The following is an 18,030-nucleotide window of genomic DNA, read 5'->3' on the forward strand; positions in this document are numbered from 1 at the left end:
CAAACAAAATAGAGCCGGGGAGCGCGACGGGTCAATGCGGGAAAAGGCGGGTTCGCACCCTTGCCAGCGAGGGAGCGCCTGCATATCGTTTGACCTCAAACAAAGAGCATAGCAGCCCTGCACTTAGGGAGATCACGGTGAGCGCCCACCCACCCCCCGCAGTTCGCGAGCACCTCGCTCGCCTCGCCGAGCAAGGCATCGACGTGGTCCGGGTGGTCTATCCCGACCTGATCGGCACCGACCGGGCCAGGGACGTGCTGGTGGACCACCTGGCGGCGGCCTGCGAGCACGGCCTCGCCTTCTGCCGCGCCGTCTACCACACCACCCCGCAAGGAGACGTGGTGCCGGTCGAGGGCGGGCTGGACCGCGGGCTGCCCGACGTCACCGTGTGGCCCGACCTGAGCACGCTCAGGCCGCTGCCCTGGGAGCCCGGCGTGGCCTGGTGCCTCGCCGACGTCCGCGACCCCGCGGACGGGAGCCGGGTCGCCGAGTCGCCGCGCGACCTGCTCCGCGGTGTGCTGGAGCGGTACGCCGAACACGGGCTGCGCCCGGTGGCCGGGCCCGAGCTGGAGTACTTCCTGTGCGAGCCCGACCCCGCCGCGCCGAACGGCTGGCGGCGCTACGCCGACGCCCCAGGGCTCGTCTACACCGCCGGACGGCGCGGCGACCCGGACGGCCACCTGCTGAGCACGCTGCGCCGGCTGCGCGATCTCGGCCTGGACGTGAGCATGGGCAACCACGAGTTCAGCAGCGGCCAGTTCGAGATCAACCTCGTGCACTCCGGAGCCCTGGACGCCGCCGACCGGACGTTCCTCTTCAAGTCGGCCGTCAAGGAGCTCGCCCGCGGTGAGGGACGCCTGGCGACCTTCATGGCCAAACCGTTCAACGACGAGGGCGGATCCGGCTTCCACCTGCACCTCTCCTGTCTGGCGGACGACGACTCCAACGCCTTCGACGACCCCTCGGCGCCGTACGGGCTGTCGGCGACCGCCCGCCACGCCCTCGCCGGCGTCCTGGCGCACGCCCCGGCGCTGGCCGCGCTGGCCAACCCCACCATCAACTCCTACAAGCGGTTCGGCCCCGACACCCTCGCGCCGTGGCTGATCGACTGGGGACTCGACAACCGCAGCGCCATGCTGCGCGTCCCGCCCGAGCGCGGTCCGGGGGCGCGGTTCGAGCTCCGGCTCGGCGACGCCAGCGCCAACCCGTACCTGCTGCTCGCCGGCACCCTCGCCGCCATGCTGCTGGGCCTGCGCGCCGGGCAGGAGCCGTCCGCCCCGCTGGAGGGCTACGGCTACGACACCTCCAGGGCCGCCGTCCTGCCGATGACGCTCGCCGACGCGCTCGACGCGCTCGAAGCCGACAGCGAGCTGACCGAGCTGCTCGGCAAGGGCTTCACCGCCTCCTACCTGGCCTACAAGCGCAACGAGATCGAACGCTTCCATCGGCACGTCACCGACTGGGAGTTCGTCGAGTACGCCCACCACCTGTGACGCCGAGGAGCCCCATGATCCCCGAACCCCTCCCCCTCGACCAGGTCGACCTCGCCGACACGGCCAACTTCACCGACGGCGTCACCCCGTGGCGGATGTTCCACACCCTGCACCGGGAGGACCCCGTCCACTGGCAGCCGGAGCCCGCGCCCAACGCCGGATTCTGGGCCGTCACCCGGCACGCCGACATCGCCCGCGTCGACCGCGACCCCGAGACCTTCACCTCAGCCAAGTTCGTGAACCTGGAGGAGGTGGACGACGACCAGATCAAGATCCGCGCCTCCATCCTGGAGATGGACGGCGTGCGCCACCGGGCCCTGCGCGGCCTGATGCAGCGCCAGTTCGGCGCGAAGATCATCAGTCAGTACGCCGACTTCCTGCGCGGCCTGACCGCCACCACCCTCGACGCCGCCTTCGCCAAGGGCTCGTTCGACTTCGTGGCCGACGTCTCCGCCGACTTCCCCATCAACGTGCTCGCCCGGCTGCTCGACGTCCCCGAAGGCGACACCAAGCAGCTCATCGACTGGGGCAACCGCATCATCGGCAACACCGACCCCGACTACGCCGACGTGCTCCTGGACAGCGAGGAGAGCGAACAGTACCGCGACCTGCCGTTCCGCTCGCCCGCCTCCCTGGAGGTCTTCGCGTACGGCCGCGAACTGGCCAGGCAGCGCCGCGGCGGCACCGGCACCGACCTGATCTCGCGGCTGGTCAACGAGACCCCGCGCGACGGCGTCCCCCTGTCGGACCGGGACTTCGACAACTACTTCCTGCTGCTCGTGGTGGCCGGCAACGAGACCACCCGGCACGCCATCTCCCACTCCATGCTGGCCCTGATCAACCACCCCGACCAGCTCGACCTGCTGCGCCGCGACCCGTCGCTGATCCCGGGCGCGGTCGAGGAGTTCCTGCGCTGGGCCTCGCCGGTCTACCACTTCCGCCGCACCGCCACCCGCGACGTGGAACTCGGCGGCAAGCAGATCAAGGAGGGCGACAAGGTCGTCATGTGGTACGCCGCGGGCAACCGTGACGAGGAGGTCTTCGACCGTCCGTACACGTTCGACGTCACCCGCACCCACGTCGACCACCTCACCTTCGGCAAGGGCAGCCCGCACCTGTGCCTGGGCAACCTGCTGGCCAGGACCGAGATCCGCATCATGTTCGAGGAGCTGATCCCGCGCATCGCGGACATCCGCCTCACCGGTGAGGTGCCCCGGGTGCGTTCCAACTTCGTCAACGGCATCAAGAAGCTGCCGGTCGAGGTCACCCTCGCCTGACCGGCACACGAAGAAGGGGGCGGCTCCGGTGGAGCCGCCCCCTTGTCGTTCGCGTCAGGTCACCAGGTCGGACACGGCCTGGGCGTTCTCCTTGTCACGCCGGACCAGGTGCACCACCGTCCCGATGGCGAAGACGATGAAGGGCAGGGCGACCAGGAACCAGCCGAGCGCCGACAGGCCCCACGCCTGGGCGGCGGGGTCGACGCCCTCGGCCGCGGTGCCCGACAGGAGGCCGAACCGCGACACGAGCAGGTAGCTGCCCAGCACCAGACCCGCGACGGCGGCGATCGGGGCGACGAGGGTGTTCCACACGTTCCCGCCGCCCTCCTTGCGGAAGTAGACGATCACCGCGACGGAGACCAGGACCTCCACCAGCACGATCGCCAGCACCGCCAGGGCGCTGAACCAGGTGAACAGGTGCACCACGGGGTCCCTGCCGGTCACGAAGAACAGCACGATGACGACCAGCGTCAGCACGGAGACAGCGGCCGTGCCCAGCGCCGGGGCGCCGCGCCCGTTCACCCTGCCGAGCCGGGCCGGCAGCACTCCGGCCCGCGCCAGCGAGAAGACGTACCGGGCCGCGCTGTTCTGGAAGGCGAGCAGGCCGGCGAACAGGCTGGACAGGACCAGCCAGCTCATCACCGTCGCCAGCCAGCCGCCGACGTACTCCTCGGCGACCGCGAACAGGACGGCGGCCGGGTCGGCCAGCGGCGTGCCGTCGACCGTGGAGATCTCCACCACCCGGTCGACGACCGAGGCGGACCCGAGCCCGCTGACCACGGCCCACGAGGTGAAGGCGAACAGCAGCGCGATCAGGCCGACCGAGATGTAGGTCGCGAGCGGGACGGCGCGCTTGGGGTCCCGCGTCTCCTCGCCGTAGATGGCGGTCGCCTCGAAGCCGATGTACGAGGCGAAGGCGAAGGTGAGCGCGATGCCCGCCGAGCCCGCGAACCCGCCGGCGAACACCACGTCCGGCGAGAAGGACGAGCCGAACGCCAGGCCGTCGGGGCCGCCGCCGCTCAACAGCACGGCGGCCGCCACCACGGCGAGGGAGAGCACCTCCAGGATCATGAGCACGCCGAGGACCTTGGCGCCGACGTCCACGCTCAGCACCGACAGGCCCGTCACCAGCGCCCACGCGATCAGGGCCCAGGCCCACCAGGGGAGGTCGAGGCCCAGCTGGGCGTTCATCTGGCCGGAGATGACGGCGCCGAAGAACCCGTAGATGGCCAGCTGGATCGTCAGGTAGGCGAGCAGCGACACGAAGGCCGATCCGACGCCCGGCGTGACGCCGAGCCCGCGTCCCACGTACGCGAAGAAGGCGCCGGTGTTGGTGACGCGGTGGCTCATGGCGGAGTAGCCGACGCTGAAGAGCAGCAGGACCAGGCCGACCGCCAGGTACGCGCCGGGGGCTCCCGAGCCGTTGCCCAGGACGATCGCGATCGGGACGGCGCCCGTCATGCCGACCAGGGGCGCGGCCGCCGCGACGACGAAGAAGACGATGCCGGCGATGCCGAGTTTGTTCCTGGCGAGGCGGGTTTCGCCGGAGTCGGCGGGGAGTGTTCTGTTCTCCATCAAAGACCTCTCTGCGCGTCCGCTCGGCCGTGGAACGGATGGCTCGCGATCTGGTCGGCGACGGCTGACACCAGAGCCGCGTTCCCGGGAACGCCGCGGCGGTTCGCATTCATGGGGGGTTCCTTCGGGGGCTCGACCCGGCCGGAGTCCGGGGACGACTCCCTCGGGTGCGTGTCACACAGAATGTTCGGACCGAAACGAACTGTCAATATGTTTGGGCCTAAACGATTGGGCGTTCCCCCGCCGATCAGCGGAGGGACGGTCCACCGCACGGTGGAGGCGGCGGTCACCCGGCTCCGCCCGAGGGCGATGGCAGGAAGGACGGAGGCGTCCATATGCTCGGTGCCATGCCGGGTGAGACATGACGATCAGGCTGGTCATCGCCGACGACCACGCCATGATCAGGGCGGGCCTGCGGCTGGTGGCGGAGAACGCCCCCGGCGTGGACGTGGTCGGCGAGGCGGCCGACGGCGTGGAGGCCGTCGCGGTGACGCGGCGGGAACGGCCGGACGTGCTGCTGCTCGACATCGCCATGCCGCGCCTGGACGGCCTGGCCGCCGCCACGACGTTGCTCGCCGACCCCGCGCCGCCGCGGATCGTGATGCTGACGACCTTCGGCAGCGACGAGAACCTGCACGCCGCCCTGCGCACCGGGGTCAGCGGCTTCCTGCTGAAGAGCTCGCCGCCCGAGCACCTCGTGGAGGCGGTGCGGGTCGCGGCGGCCGGCGACGGGATGATCGATCCGGCGGTCACCCTGCGGGTCATCGCGTCCTTCGCCGCGCAGCCGCTCTCACCGCCTCCCGAGCTGGACACCCTCACCCCGCGCGAGCTGGACGTGCTGCGGCTGCTGACCCGCGGCCTGTCCAACCGGGAGATCGCGGCGCGGGCCGGGATCGGCGAGTCGACGATCCGCGGCCATGTCGCCCAGGTCCTGCGCAAGCTGGGGGTGCGTGACCGTCTCCAGGCGGTGGTGTTCGCCTACGAGTCCGGTTTCGTCCGCCCGGGCCGGCCATGACGCGCGGCGGAGGCTGGCGGCCGAGCCGACTCGACGTGCTGCTGGCGCTCGCCGTGGTGGTCGCAGGGCAGGTCGAGTCGTTCGGGCGGCAGGGGTTCGAGCCTGGGCAGATCAGCCGGCCGGTGCCGCTGGCCGTCGGCGCGGCCACGGCCGGGGTGCTGCTGCTGTTCAGGCAGCGGTTCCCGATGAGCATGCTGCTCGCGCTGGTGGCCGTGGGCATCGGCGTGCGGGAGGCCACGGAAGCGGAGTACTACGCCGCGTGGCACTTCTACTCGACGCTCATCCTGGTGCACACCGTGGCCAGCGCGGCGGAGCTGCGTTCCCGGCGGGGGCTGGCGGGGTTGGCGTGCGTGCTGGTCGCGTACGCCTATTTGCAGACATTTCAGCATAACGACCTGGCGGAAGTGCTGATCAGCGCCATCTTCGTCGGCGTCGCGTACACCAGCGGCATCCTGTTGCGCCGCCAGATCGACCAGACGCTGCGCGTCACCCGGCAGGCCACCCGGCTGGAGGTCGAGCGCGAGGAGCGCGCCCGGCAGGCACTCGCCGGCGAGCGGGCGCGGATCGCCCGCGAGCTGCATGACATCGTCTCCCACAACGTCAGCCTCATGACCCTGCACACGGGCGGCGTACGGATGATGCTCCGCGACGACCCGGACCGCGAGCGCGAACGCGCGCTGCTGACCGGCGTCGAACGGGCGGGCCGCGAGGCGATCGAGGAACTGCGGCTCATGCTGGGCATGCTGCGCAGCCCCGGCGGCACCGGCGCCGAACCGCACGCCGCCGGGCTGGACCGGCTCGACGCCCTGGCCGCCCAGGTCGAGGAGGCCGGTCCGGCCGTGGACCTGCGGGTCGATGGTGAGCCCAGGCCGTTGCCCCCGGGGCTGGACCTGTCGGCGTACCGGGTGGCCCAGGAGGCGCTGACCAACGCGCTGAAGCACGCGCGGGCGACCCGGATCGCCGTCACCGTCACCTACTCCGCCGCAGACCTCACCGTGGAGGTCACCGACGACGGCCCGGGCGGCGGAGAGGGCGGCGGCAGCGGGCACGGCCTGATCGGGATGCGCGAACGCGTCTCCATGCACGGCGGCGACCTGTCGGCCGGGCCCCTGCCGGGCCGCGGCTACCGCGTGCGCGCCAGGTTCCCGACCGGCTGATCCTGCTCGCCGGCCCACTCGGCGTCGCTCATCCGTACGATGCGCAGACCGATGATCCCGGCCCCCGCCACGTACAGCAGCCCGCCCACGATCGTGCCGATCGGGAAGATCGGCGCCGTGAAGATGCCCGCGAGGATCGCGAACGGGGCCCACCAGGGCGCCCGCCGGCAGTACGCCAGCACGAGCCCGAGCCCGAACAGCCCGAGGATCCCGGCGAAACCCGGGATCTGGAATCCGAACACCACCCCCGGATCGCCGAACGCCTGGTCGCCGAGCGCGGCCCCCTCGGCAGGTGGCAGCGAGCGCTCCAGCCGCGCGTAGAAGTAGTCGCCCAGCATCAGCGCGGAGAAGTTCACCACGCCGAGCAGGGCGAGCCCGCCCGTGACGTGACCGAGGAGCACGGCGCGGCGGCGCACCAGGTGGATCATGCCGACGATGCCCGGGACCAGCAGCACCCAGCTCCAGTGCAGGATCGCCGCGCTGACCGACACCTGCTCCAGGTAGCGCCCGTAGACGCCGACCGTGTCCCCGCCGCCCTGCCGCAGGGCGGGGTCCACGACCATGGCCGTGAGATACAGGACGGGCGCGACGATGAGGCTCGTTCCGGCGGCGAGCCTGCGAAATCTGATCGGATCCGACAACGACATGGTGGTCCCCTTACTGGCCTTCGATGGCAACGAAGGCTAGGAACGCCGGACCCTCCCCGTCGTCCGCCGCCGGACCGACCCGCACCCCGCCGATCTACCGGGTCGCGGCGCACCAGGCAGCCGGGTCGTGGCTTCTCAGGCCGCCGGGTCGCGGCGCATCAGCAGGTGGCCCCGGCGGAACCGTTCGTCCTCCAGAGGCTCCCGCAGCATCCGCGCCACCTCGACGAACCTCTCCTCGCGCGCCAGCCCGGCCAACTCGTCGATCGGCCACCGGTAGGCCGGGGTGACCCGGTGGTCGAACTCCACCACCGGGCCACCCTCGGACTCGACGAACCCGACCAGAAGATGACCCCCCGGCGCCAGCACCCGGCGGAACTCGGCGAAATACGGCGGCAGCTCCGGCGGCGGGATGTGGATCATCGAGTACCAGGAGAGCAGCCCGCCCAGCTCCCCGTCGGCCACGTCGATCGCCCCCATCGAACCGACCTCGAACCGCAGGTCAGGATAGTCCGCCCGGGCGATCTCGATCAGCGCCGGAGACAGATCGACCCCGAAGGGGTCCAGCCCCAGATCACGCAGATGCGCCGTCATGTACCCGGGCCCGCACCCCGCCTCGACGACCCGCCGCACCCCACCGGCCCGGACCAGGTCGGCGAACGCGCCGACCACCGACCGATCCAGCGGCAACCGGTCGAGCGAGCCCCGCACGAAGTCGGCGTACAGGTCGGCGAGCGCGTCGTAGGCACCCGCGATCACATTGAGATAGGGGGAGGATTCAGCCACGGCGGACGACTGTAGCCCATCGGCCCGCCGTCTTCCCGGGCTTCGGTCAGGTGGCGGATCCGGCGGTCTCGGCGGATTCGGTGGGCAGGCCGGCGCCGATCCAGTCCTCGATGCCGTCGCGATACTTGCGGACGTGGGTGTAGCCGAGGGCGGTGAGCCGGTCGGCGACCTGGCCGCTGTTGGGGCAGGCGGGGTTGGTGCAGTAGGTGACGATCGGGGCGTCGAGGTCGGGCAGGAGGACGGGCGCCAGCCTGTCGACGTCCTCCCTGACGAGGGCGATGGCGCCCGGCAGGTGCTGCTGGGCGTAGTACGCGCCGCCCAGGGCGTCGACGACGGTCACGGCTCCGGCGTCGATCGCCGCCTTCAGCTCGTCCCGGGTGATGAGTGCGGTCATGCCGCCACCTCCAAGGGAAATGGACTATAGTCCGGTTTGTGTCTCGAGACGATAACGGACCGCAGTCCGTTTCTGCAACCCCGCTGGAACTGCTCCTCAAACCACCCCCCGCGGAACGCGCGGACGCGGCCCGCAACCGGGCGGCGGTACTGGAGGCGGCGGCCCGCCTCTTCACCGAACACGGCGTCGACGCGGTGACCATGGACCAGGTGGCCGCGGCGGCCGGCGTCGGCAAGGGCACGCTGTTCCGCCGGTTCGGCGACAAGTCAGGCCTGGCCGCCGCCCTGCTGGACGCCCGCGAGCGCGTGCTGCAGGAGGCGATCCTGCACGGACCGCCACCCCTCGGCACCGGCGCGGCAGCCGGCGAGCGACTCACCGCGTTCGTCGACGCGTACCTCGACTACCTGCTGGAACACCTCGACCTCATCCGGATGTCGGAAACCGCGACACCCGGCGCCCGCTACCGCATCGGGGCCTACCGGTTCTGGCACCGGCACGTGGCGATCCTCCTCGACGGCACCCCCGACCCCGACTACACCGCCCACGCCGTCCTGGCCGCCCTGTCGGCCGAACACGTATCCGCCCTCCTGCCGGAGCTGGGAGAGAAACGCATACGCGCCGGCCTCCACCACCTCACAAGCGCGGCCCACTCGAACGCCCAACGCCCGTAGCAGCCCTCAGAAGGCACCACTGGCCTTTCCAACAGTTGGACGGGTGCCAATGTCGAGTGAGGGAAAGATATGCCTCGGCGGCATTGCCGCGGTCGTCCTGGTCAGGTAGCACGACCCACGGTGCGTGGCGCGGATCTCCGACCAGGGCGAGGCGACGCAGGTGACTACGGTCTCGCGCGCTCAGACGCTCACGCAGCTGCCGGGGATTGTCCACCAGGCTGAGCAGGAAGGCCAGATCGGACAGGTGACGTTGTGGATCCGCGAGTCGGCGGCGGCAGCGCGAGCCTTGATGACGAGGGCACCTCCCAGGTCGGGCATCGGGACCTGGCCATACGCGGAGCCGAACGTGACAGGGATCCACAGGTTGGTTTCTGAGACGAGGCAGCTGGGTTTCAGTCACGGAGGGTGGCTTCCAGAAGTCGGGTGATGATCTGAAGGGCGGTTCGGCGGGAGCGCGGATCACCGCTGTCGAGAAGATCCACGGCGACCACCGCAGCCGGCATGACCTCACGATCGAGGACTACACAGAGATGCGGTTCCGTTACCGACGGCAACCGTAGCACCAGATTCCCCGATGGGCTGGAGACGAGGTGAAACTCCTTCTCAAGCAGCCGCCGGGTGTGGTCACCGAGATACGCCTCCGCCTGCTCCGCCGCGATCAGGTCGAGCCCATGCCGGGCGGTGGCGGAGACTCCGGAAGGGACGACCCCGTCCCACTGCAGGATCTCACCCAGGTAGGCGGGCCGGACGCGGACCCGATGCACGACGGCACGAGCCTTCGCCAGCCCGTCCCAGTTCCCCGCCGGGCTCCGGGCGATCAGTCGCTTCAACTTGTAGCGCTGCTGAGGAGACATCCCCAGAGCCCTGGTGAGCTCGCTCCAGCCGGCCGTCCCCAGGTCGCTGAGCAGTGCCGCCCATGCGGACGAGGGTGCCAACGGGCGGCCCGGCCGTCGCCAGTTGGTCGTCAGAAGCCGCTGGACGGAGGCAGGATCGATGAGCCGGGTACGGCCTGCCATCCGATGAGCCAGATTGCCTGACCTGGCCATGGCATTGACACGCCCGGCCGTTACCCCGAGCAGGTCCGCCGCCTCATGATTGGTCAGCCAGTCCTCAGGCATCTCCTCAACTATAGCTGTGCGGTGCTAGTTGAGGAGATGGTTCTTCGCTGCCTGATCAGCGGAGGACCGAAGGGATGAGCAGGCCTGTCTGCGCGGACGCCCGGGCTGGGCGGCCGGTCCGTGGTCCGCCACAGCACTACCATCGGGTTTGTGATCGTATGGCTCAACGGCACCCACGGCGCGGGTAAGACGACGACCAGTGGGCTGGTGCAGCCGTTGATCCCCGGTTCGCGGGTGTTCGATGCCGAGAAGGTCGGTGAGACGCTCATGGACATCAGGCCGGGGCTGCCCGCGACGGACAACTTCCAGCACTGGCCGCCGTGGCGGCCGCTCGTGGTGGAGACGGCGCGGCGGGTGCTCGACTACGCCGGGGGGACGCTGGTGGTGCCCATGACCGTGCTGGTCGAGGAGTACTGGCGGGAGATCAGCGGGGGGCTGGCCGAGCATGGCATTCCGGTGCGGCACTTCGTGCTCCACGCCGACCAGGACACCCTCCGCGAGCGCATCGAGGGGGACACGTTTCTCGGCCCTTCCCCGTTCCGGCTGAAGTACCTCGAGCCGTACGCCGAGGCGGCCCGTACGTGGCTGCATGCCGAGGCCGAGGTGGTCGACACCACGCACCTCACGCCCGTACAGGCCGCCGAGCGGATCGCGGAGGCCGTCAAGAGCTGAGGCCCCAGGACGGCGCGGTTCAGCGGCCGTAGCGGCTCTTCAGGTGGCGCCACCAGTCGCGGAACATCCACGCGTCGAACTCCGTGATCGACGACGCGCTGCCCGCCTTCATCAGGAAGCAGCACACGCCTGTCGGGGTCCAGTCGTAGAAGTCGTCCAGCCCGAACGAGTGGCCTATCTCGTGCAGCAGGATGTGGATGTTGTCGGCGTCCAGGTTGGACACGTAGTACTCGCTGCCGATGCGCTGGCCCCAGTCGCCGCCCGCGCCGCCGCCCATGCCGGCGGTGAGCCAGAGAGACATGTCGTAGTGGCGCGCGGCGCCGCCCGGGCAGTTCGGGTAGGCGCCGTTCTGGTTGAAGAAGCGTCCACAGGCGGCGGCGCACTGCGGGGCGTTCTCCCGGATGTCGCCGACGTAGATGTCGACCGAGTTGTCCGTCCACTGGAGCTGGTTGCGGTCGCGTACGGCCCAGCCGACGACCTTGACCGGGACGTTCCCGTACGGCCAGCCTTCCTGACCGGCCATCACGTCCATCCACTTCTTGAACTGGCGGGCCAGCGCGGCGTGGATGCGGTCACGCTGGGCGGCCGTCACGGAGGCGGAGGAGTCCCAGCGGACGCAGTAGTTGATGGATCCGCCGTTGGCCATGACCTGGTCCCAGCCGTAGTTGCGGAACCCGTACAGGTTCGGGTACGTGCTCTCGACGTGCTGCCAGACCTCGTTGAGCGGGGTGACGAGGTTGGCCGGGGGGTTCCAGGGGGTCGAGGGGCCGCCGTCGACGCCGTACGCCTTGACCTCCAGGAGGCCGACGGAGGCGGCGCCGCTCTGCAGGACGACGCGCAGCCGTACGGTGCTGATCTGGGAGAAGGTGACGCGGTTGTAGGTGTCGGCGGCGGTGGGGTAGGCGCCGGGGATGTCGATGTACGAGCCGCCGTCCCAGCGCTGGAGTTTCCAGGAGGCGGGGACGCGCACGCCGCCGCCGTCGTCGAAGAAGTAGACCTCGGCCGAGGTGATCGTCTGGGCGGCGGGCCAGATCAGTTCGGCCCATTGGGTGCCGGTCTGGGGCCAGGTGCCCCAGCGGGCGTTGGCGGTGTCGTCGGACCGGGGCGGGTCGACGCCGTCGTTGATGGCGGTGACCCGTTCCCAGGGCGAGGTGTAGGAGGCGGCGGGGGTGGCGGCGGGCGCCAGGTTGACGGCGGCGGCCTGGGCAGGGACGGCCGGGAGCAGGAAGAGGGCGAGGAGGATCGCCAGGAGTCTCATGGGTCTCCTTGTGTTATCGCTACCATCCGCGCGCCGGGGAAGGCGCTCCCCGGCGCGCGGGGGCCTTACCGGTAGGTGATGTCGGACGAGGAGTACAGGCAGTTCACGCCGTCGGCGCCTTCGCCGATCTTGGTGGGTTCGCTGCCCTTGGGCACGCCCCGGTACTTCTCGCAGATGGTGGCGCTGCCGTAGAGGGTGATCCGGCTGAACCGGGCGGTGTCGCCCCAGTTGGTGTTGATGCCGGCCAGCACCTTGGTGGAGCGGGCGGTGATGCCGTCCATGACCACGTGCCGCTGGTAGGAGCTGGAGCAGTTGCCGCAGGCCCGGTAGAGCTTGCCGGCGCTGTGCACCTGGAAGTTGCGGATGGTCAGGGTGCCGGCGCCGTTGTGCTGGAACACCTTGTCGGAGGCGGACTTGGCGCCGCCGCCGTCGACCAGGTAGGCGGCCGAGGAGCTGGAGCTGCGGAAGGTGGCGGCGTCCTCGCCCACGTCGTTCCACCACACGTTCTTGATGGTGCAGGAGCCTTCGCAGTGGATGCCGTCACCGGCCGGCGCGTCGATGAACAGGTTCTGGATGGTGCCGCCGTTGGCCACCACGAACATCGGGTCCTGGCTCTCGCTCTGGCCGCCGTCACCGATGCCGTAGTAGCGCTTCATTCCGCCGTCGAAGAACGAGCCGACGTTGCGGGTGGAGGTCTGGTGGACGCTGCCGGTGTCGGACGGCCAGGAGCCGCTGCCGTCACCGCCGCCGCCACCGCCGCCGCCGCTGCCCATTTTGACGAGTCGCCATTGCTGGTTGGCGCCGTTGAGGTCGTCCCACTGGGAGATGCGGGCGCCGTCGGCGGTGGACCATTCCCAGGTCTCCAGGGCTTTGCCGCTGTGGCGGTTGATCAGGCGGACGTGGCCGCCGTCGGAGTCGGCGAGGCGGAACTGCTGGTTCCAGCCGTTGGTGTCGGCCCATTGGACGATCTGGGCGCCGCCGTCGGCGTTCCATGCGTAGAGGTCGAGGACTTTGCCGCTGTGGCGGGACTTGAGCCGGTAGTAGCCGTCGCCTGAGCTGACGAACTGCCATTGCTGCTGGTTGCCGTCGTTGCGGGCCCATTGGACGATGGGGGCGCCGTCGTGGGTGGCGAACTCGTACACGTCGAGTGCTTTGCCGCTGTGCCGGTTGACCAGGACGTACCAGGCGCCGGTGTCGACGGTGGCGGCGCTCGCGGGCGGCGGCAGCGCGACGAGGACGCCCGCCAGCGCCATCAGGAGGGCGACCAGGCTCAGCGGCAGGCGCCGCCGGCCCGTTCTTCGGGGGTGCTGTGACACGACCGTCTCCCTTCGGGTAAGCGCTTTCCGGCGATTGATCCCATGCCCCGGCCCCGCCGTCAACCGGAAGGCCCCGTACCCTCGGATGACCTGCGACGGTCCCTGAAACTTTCACCTGCCGCGAGCACCGGAAGAAGACCGTAAGCAGGCCGTAAGAGCGCTCCGGGAGTCTTACGGTGACGCACTGCGGAAAGGACATCTCATGCGCAAGCTCAAGCTCCAGGTTCAGACCACCGTCGACGGCTACATGGCCGGTCCGGACGGGGCGATGGACTGGCTGACGGGCCCGTGGAGCGACGACCTCAGCGGCTACGTCGACGGGCTGACCAAGTCGGTCGACCGCATCGTCCTGGGCCGCAGGCTCGCCGAGGGCTTCATCCCGGCCTGGGCGTCCGGCCCCGAGGGCGAGGACCAGGAGTCGATCGACTGGATGAACGACACGCCCAAGACCGTCATCTCCAACAGCCTCACCGAGTCGCCCTGGGAGAACGCCACCGTGGCCGGCGGCGACCTGACCGAGCTCGTGAACCGGCTCAAGGCCGAGCCGGGCGGCGACCTCATCGTGTACGGGGGCGGCACCCTGGTGTCGAGCCTGATCGCCGCCGAACTCATCGACGACCTCCACCTGTTCGTCAACCCGACCGCGACCGGGGGCGGGATGCCGGTCTTCCCCACGGGGGCCTACCAGCGGCTCCGGCTCGTCTCCGCGACGCCGTTCGCCTGCGGGATCACCGGACTGCACTTCCAGCCGGCGCGGGACAAGTAAGACCAGGAAGTCAGGGGGTGAGGCCGGCTCTCACTCCGGGCGCGGCGCCAGGCGAGGGCGGCCGGCACGCCTGCGGTCAGCCCCGCGGCCCCCGCGACGCCCAGCGCGCCCGTCACCCCCAGGTGCGTGGCCAGCAGGCCGCCTCGACGTAGGCGCTGGACGCGTCGCTCAGCGCCGGGCCGTTCCAGAGCGAGAGCCCCCGGCGCAGCGACCGGACCACCTGCTCGGGCGGCTGTCCCGACCCGGCCTGCCGGGCGTACTCCTCGAACAGGGCGAGGTCCGGGTTCGCGGCGTCGGCCCGCACCGTGTAGCAGCCCCGGTACGAGGCCATCTCGTGGACGCCGAGGGCGCGTAACTCCCGGCGGACGGCGTGGATGCCCGAATAGATCTGGTCGCGGAGACCGGCAAAGCGGCGGGCAAATCCTGTTGGGGCGAGGCGGAGCTTACGTCGCGCCGCCCCCGGTCCCTCTCGGATGGATCACCAAGAACCGCTAAGTGAGGACGGCACCTAGGGGAGCGCGCCACCTACTTGGCCCGGCACGGCGTGGCTATACCGAAAGAGCCACGTACGACGAGGGACAGAAGGGGGCCACCCGCCGTGGACGCGAACGGCATCGACGCCGTGCCCGGTTTCCGGGCGGCTCTGGCGGTGGCGGACGCCGTCCTGTACGAGGGCTACCTGCTGTACCCGTACCGCCGATCCTCCCCGAAGAACCAGGTCAGGTGGCAGTTCGGCGTGCTGCTGCCGGAGCCGTGGGCACGGGCGCACGGACTGGACGGCGGTGGCGTGGCGGGCTCCGCCGAGTCCTGGTGGCAGCGGACCGAGTGCCTGCTGACCGCGCCCGGCGACGCCGTCGTGCACGGCCGGCTCCGCTTCCTGCACCTGCGCCGCCGTACCCCGGAGGAACGGCTGCCGGACGGCGGCCACCGGAAGGCTGACCGGGTCGGCGAGGCGCTGAGCTTCGACGAGGCGGTCCCCCGCGAGCTCGACGTGCGGGCGTCCGTGGCGGAGCTGCTGGCCGGGGACAAGCTGTTCGACCTGCGGGTTCCCGGCTTCGAGACGGTCGCCCCGCTGCCCGGCGCGGCGGGGCGGACGCGGTGGCGCGAGTGGCCGCTGCACGCGCGGGCGACGCTGTCGCTGACGCCCTGCGCGGGCTCGGCGCCGGACGGGAACGCGCTGTTCAAGCTGCGGGTACGGATCGAGAACGCGGGTCAGGAGCCGTCACCGGAGACGCCCAGGGAAGAGGCGCTCCGGCACGCCCTGATCGCCTGCCACACGCTGCTGACGGTGCCCGGCGGCCGGTTCGTCTCGCTGCTCGAACCCCCGGCCTGGGCGGAGACCGCGGCGAGCGACTGCGCGAACGCGCACACGTACCCGGTGCTGAGCGGGGACCGGGTGGTCCTGTCGTCGCCGATCCTGCTCTACGACAACCCGCGGGTCGCCCCGGAGAGCCCCGGGGACCTGCACGACGCGGCGGAGATCGACGAGATCCTGTCGCTGCGCACGCTGACCCTCACCGACGCCGAGAAGCGCGAGGCGCGCGCCACCGACCCGCGGGCCGCCGCCATCCTCGACCGGGTGGAGGCGATGACCCCGGAGGACCTGGCGCGCCTGCACGGGACCACCCGGCCCGCCGAGCCCTGGTGGCACCCGGAGGCCGACGCCTCCGTCTCACCCGCGACCGACAGCGTGGACGTGGGCGGGACCCGGGTGCGCAAGGGCAGCCGGGTGCGGCTGCGGCCCCGGCTGCGCGGCTCGGATCCGCAGGACATGTTCCTCGACGGCAGGACGGCCCTGGTGGAGGCGGTGCTGCTGGACGTCGACGGCGCCCGCCACCTGGCGGTGACCCTGGAGGACGACCCGGCGGCCGAGCTGAACCAGTGGTACGGCCGGTACCGCTACTTCGCGCCCGAGGAGACCGAGCCGCTGGACGGTGAGCCGGTATGAACCGGGTGCTGGTGGCCGGGATCGGCAACGTGTTCCTGGGGGACGACGGGTTCGGCGTCGAGGTGGTCAGGCGGATGGACCCGTCGGCCGTGCCCGCCTCGGTGGTGGTGGCCGACTACGGCATCCGGGGCGTCCACCTGGCCTACGAACTGCTCGGCGGCGCGTACGACACGCTGATCATGGTGGACGCGGTCGAGCTGGACGGCCCGCCGGGCACGGTGGCCGTGCTGGAGATCGACGAGGAGCCGGAGCGGGACGCCCCGCCGCCCGTGGACGGGCACGGCCTGCATCCCCAGGCCGTCCTCGACCTGCTGCGCAAGCTGGGCGGCGGGGTGCCCCGGGTGCTGCTGGTGGGCTGCCGGCCGCAGGTGATCGACGAGGTCATGGGCCTGTCCGAACCGGTGGCCGCCGCCGTCGACGGCGCGGTCGCCGTGGTGACGGCGCTGGCCCGGGACGAGACGTACCGAAGAGCCGACAGGGAGTGCGCCGATGCATGAGACGGGAATGTGCGACGAGATCGTGGAGGCGGTCCTGCGCCGGGCGGGGGGACGGCGGGTGGCCGCGGTCCGGGTCCGCGCCGCGTTCGCCGGGCACGAGGCCGATCCGGCGGTCGTCGAGCAGGGCTTCCGCGTGGCCGCGGCCGGGACCCCGGCCCAGGACGCGCGGATGGAGCTGGTCACCGAGCCGCCCGCGGTGAGCTGCCGCGACTGCGGCGCGCGGACGCCCGCCACCGACGCGCTCGCGCTCGTCGCCTGCCCGCCCTGCGGCGGCGTGGACGTCGAGGTCTCCGGCGACACCGGTGTCGTCGTCGAGTCGATCACCTACGAGCCGGACGTTCTCACCAGCGAGGTGCGGTCATGACCGAGACGCAGCAGCAGAACGGCCGGACGGCCGGGTACGACGAGATGCACATCCTGTGGATATCCGAGGGCATGAGCTGCGACGGGGACACCGTCTCGATCACCGCGGCGACCCAGCCCGCGATCGAGGACGTGGTCGGCGGCACCATTCCCGGCCTGCCCAAGGTCCACCTGTACAACAAGGTGCTCTCGGCCAGTCTCGGCGGCGAGGACTACCTGGCCCCGTTCCGGGCCGCCGCCCGGGGCGAGCTGGAGCCGTTCATGCTCGTCATCGAGGGCTCGGTGCCCAACGAGAACATCAACGGCGACGGCTACTGGACGTCGTTCGGCAACGACCCGGCGACCGGCGAGCCGCTGACCTTGAACAGCTGGATCGACAAGCTCGCCCCGCGGGCGTGGGCGGTCGTCGCCATCGGCACCTGCGCGGCCTACGGCGGCATCCACGCGATGGCCGGCAACCCGACCGGCTGCATGGGCCTGGCCGACTATCTCGGCTGGGACTTCCGCTCCGCCGGCGGGCTGCCGATCGTGAACGTGCCCGGCTGCCCGGTCCAGCCGGACAACTTCATGGAGACCCTGACCTGGGTGCTCTACCACGCGGCCGGCAGCGCGCCGCCGCCTCCGCTGGACGAGATGCTGCGGCCGCAGTGGCTGTTCGGCAAGACGGTGCACGAGGGCTGCGACCGCGGCTCGTACTACGAGCAGGGCGACTTCGCCGGTGACTACAACTCGCCCAAGTGCCAGGTGAAGGTGGGCTGCTGGGGCCCGGTGGTGAACTGCAACGTGCCCAAGCGCGGGTGGATGGCCGGCATCGGCGGCTGCCCGAACGTGGGCGGCATCTGCATCGCCTGCACCATGCCCGGCTTCCCGGACAAGTTCATGCCGTTCATGGACATGCCGCCCGGCGGCAACCTGTCGTCGATGCTGATCAAACCGTACGGCGCGTTCATCCGCCGGATGCGCGGCATCACCAACCACACCGCCAACAGGGAGCCCCGGTGGCGGCACAACCGTGAGGCGTTGACCAGCGGCTACGACCCGCGCTGGCGCCCGTAGAGCCGCCGGCTCGCACGAGAGAGG

19 protein-coding genes are annotated in these 18,030 nt (G+C 70.9%); 11 read left to right on the plus strand and 8 right to left on the minus strand.

Translation table 11 applies throughout. From position 1 onward, the window contains the following. The first annotated feature begins 137 nt into the window (after positions 1-137). A complete protein-coding gene (locus tag ACGFI7_RS34930; RefSeq protein WP_393412289.1) occupies positions 138-1,493 on the plus strand; it encodes a glutamine synthetase family protein in 1,356 nt (451 codons plus the stop codon). A 14-nt stretch (positions 1,494-1,507) separates the two neighbouring features. Further along, complete coding sequence (locus tag ACGFI7_RS34935) at positions 1,508-2,770, plus strand: cytochrome P450 (RefSeq protein WP_393412291.1); 1,263 nt, start codon at positions 1,508-1,510, stop codon at positions 2,768-2,770. Positions 2,771-2,824: 54 nt separating this feature from the next. On the opposite strand, the gene ACGFI7_RS34940 is transcribed toward ACGFI7_RS34935, so the two are convergent. Next, the gene (locus ACGFI7_RS34940; protein WP_393412293.1) at positions 2,825-4,345 is read right to left on the minus strand and encodes an APC family permease; all 1,521 of its coding nucleotides are present in this window, start codon (positions 4,343-4,345) and stop codon (positions 2,825-2,827) included. A gap of 361 nt (positions 4,346-4,706) precedes the next feature. Between ACGFI7_RS34940 and ACGFI7_RS34945 the strand changes: the two genes are divergently transcribed. Together ACGFI7_RS34945 and ACGFI7_RS34950 are read left to right on the plus strand one after the other, a co-directional pair. Beyond that, positions 4,707-5,360 (plus strand): response regulator, encoded by a 654-nt coding sequence (locus tag ACGFI7_RS34945; protein WP_393412295.1) that lies wholly within the window; start codon positions 4,707-4,709, stop codon positions 5,358-5,360. Beyond that, positions 5,357-6,517 (plus strand): sensor histidine kinase, encoded by a 1,161-nt coding sequence (locus tag ACGFI7_RS34950; RefSeq protein WP_393412297.1) that lies wholly within the window; start codon positions 5,357-5,359, stop codon positions 6,515-6,517. Before ACGFI7_RS34945 ends, ACGFI7_RS34950 begins: the two co-directional genes overlap by 4 nt. Here the strand turns inward: ACGFI7_RS34950 and ACGFI7_RS34955 are convergent. The 3 genes from ACGFI7_RS34955 to ACGFI7_RS34965 all read right to left on the minus strand — a co-directional run bounded on the left by ACGFI7_RS34955 (position 6,484) and on the right by ACGFI7_RS34965 (position 8,341). Then, complete coding sequence (locus ACGFI7_RS34955) at positions 6,484-7,164, minus strand: hypothetical protein (protein WP_393412299.1); 681 nt, start codon at positions 7,162-7,164, stop codon at positions 6,484-6,486. The two genes, ACGFI7_RS34950 and ACGFI7_RS34955, sit on opposite strands and share 34 nt — an antisense overlap. Positions 7,165-7,299: 135 nt before the next feature. After that, positions 7,300-7,947 (minus strand): class I SAM-dependent DNA methyltransferase, encoded by a 648-nt coding sequence (locus ACGFI7_RS34960; protein WP_393412301.1) that lies wholly within the window; start codon positions 7,945-7,947, stop codon positions 7,300-7,302. A gap of 46 nt (positions 7,948-7,993) precedes the next feature. Next, positions 7,994-8,341, minus strand: coding sequence for a rhodanese-like domain-containing protein (locus ACGFI7_RS34965; RefSeq protein ID WP_393412303.1), 348 nt, complete (start codon positions 8,339-8,341; stop codon positions 7,994-7,996). Positions 8,342-8,379: 38 nt separating this feature from the next. Here ACGFI7_RS34965 and ACGFI7_RS34970 point away from each other — a divergent pair, with 38 nt between their 5' ends. After that, positions 8,380-9,012 carry a TetR/AcrR family transcriptional regulator gene (locus tag ACGFI7_RS34970; RefSeq protein WP_393412305.1) on the plus strand — a complete coding sequence of 211 codons (633 nt, stop codon included), beginning with the start codon at positions 8,380-8,382 and terminating at the stop codon, positions 9,010-9,012. A 392-nt stretch (positions 9,013-9,404) separates the two neighbouring features. Here ACGFI7_RS34970 and ACGFI7_RS34975 read toward each other — a convergent pair whose 3' ends face one another. Beyond that, positions 9,405-10,130: a helix-turn-helix domain-containing protein gene (locus ACGFI7_RS34975; RefSeq protein ID WP_393412307.1), complete on the minus strand. Its 726-nt coding sequence runs from the start codon at positions 10,128-10,130 to the stop codon at positions 9,405-9,407. Between the two features lie 150 nt (positions 10,131-10,280). Here ACGFI7_RS34975 and ACGFI7_RS34980 point away from each other — a divergent pair, with 150 nt between their 5' ends. After that, positions 10,281-10,802, plus strand: coding sequence for an AAA family ATPase (locus ACGFI7_RS34980; RefSeq protein ID WP_393412309.1), 522 nt, complete (start codon positions 10,281-10,283; stop codon positions 10,800-10,802). 19 nt (positions 10,803-10,821) lie between these two features. On the opposite strand, the gene ACGFI7_RS34985 is transcribed toward ACGFI7_RS34980, so the two are convergent. Both ACGFI7_RS34985 and ACGFI7_RS34990 read right to left on the minus strand, forming a co-directional pair. Beyond that, positions 10,822-12,060, minus strand: coding sequence for a hypothetical protein (locus tag ACGFI7_RS34985; protein WP_393412311.1), 1,239 nt, complete (start codon positions 12,058-12,060; stop codon positions 10,822-10,824). A 65-nt stretch (positions 12,061-12,125) separates the two neighbouring features. Beyond that, positions 12,126-13,376: a pectate lyase gene (locus ACGFI7_RS34990; RefSeq protein ID WP_393412313.1), complete on the minus strand. Its 1,251-nt coding sequence runs from the start codon at positions 13,374-13,376 to the stop codon at positions 12,126-12,128. A gap of 202 nt (positions 13,377-13,578) precedes the next feature. On the opposite strand from ACGFI7_RS34990, the gene ACGFI7_RS34995 reads away from it, so the two are divergent. Next, complete coding sequence (locus ACGFI7_RS34995; protein WP_393412315.1) at positions 13,579-14,142, plus strand: dihydrofolate reductase family protein; 564 nt, start codon at positions 13,579-13,581, stop codon at positions 14,140-14,142. 112 nt (positions 14,143-14,254) lie between these two features. Here the strand turns inward: ACGFI7_RS34995 and ACGFI7_RS35000 are convergent, their stop codons facing one another. After that, on the minus strand, positions 14,255-14,473 hold the full coding sequence (locus tag ACGFI7_RS35000) for a BTAD domain-containing putative transcriptional regulator (protein ID WP_393412317.1): 219 nt from the start codon (positions 14,471-14,473) through the stop codon (positions 14,255-14,257). Positions 14,474-14,740: 267 nt separating this feature from the next. Here ACGFI7_RS35000 and ACGFI7_RS35005 point away from each other — a divergent pair, with 267 nt between their 5' ends. The 4 genes from ACGFI7_RS35005 to ACGFI7_RS35020 are packed head-to-tail and all read left to right on the plus strand — an operon-like array spanning position 14,741 to position 18,006. After that, positions 14,741-16,090 (plus strand): hypothetical protein, encoded by a 1,350-nt coding sequence (locus tag ACGFI7_RS35005; protein WP_393412319.1) that lies wholly within the window; start codon positions 14,741-14,743, stop codon positions 16,088-16,090. Further along, positions 16,087-16,587: a hydrogenase maturation protease gene (locus tag ACGFI7_RS35010; protein ID WP_393412320.1), complete on the plus strand. Its 501-nt coding sequence runs from the start codon at positions 16,087-16,089 to the stop codon at positions 16,585-16,587. The genes ACGFI7_RS35005 and ACGFI7_RS35010 overlap by 4 nt, the downstream gene beginning before the upstream one ends. Continuing rightward, the gene (locus ACGFI7_RS35015) at positions 16,580-16,951 is read left to right on the plus strand and encodes a hydrogenase/urease maturation nickel metallochaperone HypA (protein WP_393412322.1); all 372 of its coding nucleotides are present in this window, start codon (positions 16,580-16,582) and stop codon (positions 16,949-16,951) included. Before ACGFI7_RS35010 ends, ACGFI7_RS35015 begins: the two co-directional genes overlap by 8 nt. After that, the gene (locus tag ACGFI7_RS35020; RefSeq protein ID WP_393412324.1) at positions 16,948-18,006 is read left to right on the plus strand and encodes a hydrogenase expression protein HypE; all 1,059 of its coding nucleotides are present in this window, start codon (positions 16,948-16,950) and stop codon (positions 18,004-18,006) included. The genes ACGFI7_RS35015 and ACGFI7_RS35020 overlap by 4 nt, the downstream gene beginning before the upstream one ends. Positions 18,007-18,030 lie beyond the last annotated feature (24 nt).

The sequence above is a fragment of the Nonomuraea sp. NPDC048826 genome (genome assembly GCF_043198225.1).
In the GTDB taxonomy this organism is placed as follows: Bacteria; Actinomycetota; Actinomycetes; order Streptosporangiales; family Streptosporangiaceae; genus Nonomuraea.

Excerpts from the sequence above, each read along its gene's own strand:
- ACGFI7_RS34950 (WP_393412297.1), top strand. The coding sequence starts at position 5,357 with ATGACGCGCGGCGGAGGCTGGCGGCCGAGCCGACTCGACGTGCTGCTG.
- ACGFI7_RS34945 (WP_393412295.1), top strand. The coding sequence starts at position 4,707 with ATGACGATCAGGCTGGTCATCGCCGACGACCACGCCATGATCAGGGCG.
- ACGFI7_RS34935 (WP_393412291.1), top strand. The coding sequence starts at position 1,508 with ATGATCCCCGAACCCCTCCCCCTCGACCAGGTCGACCTCGCCGACACG.
- ACGFI7_RS34985 (WP_393412311.1), bottom strand. The coding sequence starts at position 12,060 with ATGAGACTCCTGGCGATCCTCCTCGCCCTCTTCCTGCTCCCGGCCGTC.
- ACGFI7_RS34965 (WP_393412303.1), bottom strand. The coding sequence starts at position 8,341 with ATGACCGCACTCATCACCCGGGACGAGCTGAAGGCGGCGATCGACGCC.
- ACGFI7_RS35015 (WP_393412322.1), top strand. The coding sequence starts at position 16,580 with ATGCATGAGACGGGAATGTGCGACGAGATCGTGGAGGCGGTCCTGCGC.
- ACGFI7_RS35020 (WP_393412324.1), top strand. The coding sequence starts at position 16,948 with ATGACCGAGACGCAGCAGCAGAACGGCCGGACGGCCGGGTACGACGAG.
- ACGFI7_RS34995 (WP_393412315.1), top strand. The coding sequence starts at position 13,579 with ATGCGCAAGCTCAAGCTCCAGGTTCAGACCACCGTCGACGGCTACATG.
- ACGFI7_RS34940 (WP_393412293.1), bottom strand. The coding sequence starts at position 4,345 with ATGGAGAACAGAACACTCCCCGCCGACTCCGGCGAAACCCGCCTCGCC.
- ACGFI7_RS34955 (WP_393412299.1), bottom strand. The coding sequence starts at position 7,164 with ATGTCGTTGTCGGATCCGATCAGATTTCGCAGGCTCGCCGCCGGAACG.
- ACGFI7_RS34975 (WP_393412307.1), bottom strand. The coding sequence starts at position 10,130 with ATGCCTGAGGACTGGCTGACCAATCATGAGGCGGCGGACCTGCTCGGG.
- ACGFI7_RS35000 (WP_393412317.1), bottom strand. The coding sequence starts at position 14,473 with ATGGCCTCGTACCGGGGCTGCTACACGGTGCGGGCCGACGCCGCGAAC.
- ACGFI7_RS35010 (WP_393412320.1), top strand. The coding sequence starts at position 16,087 with ATGAACCGGGTGCTGGTGGCCGGGATCGGCAACGTGTTCCTGGGGGAC.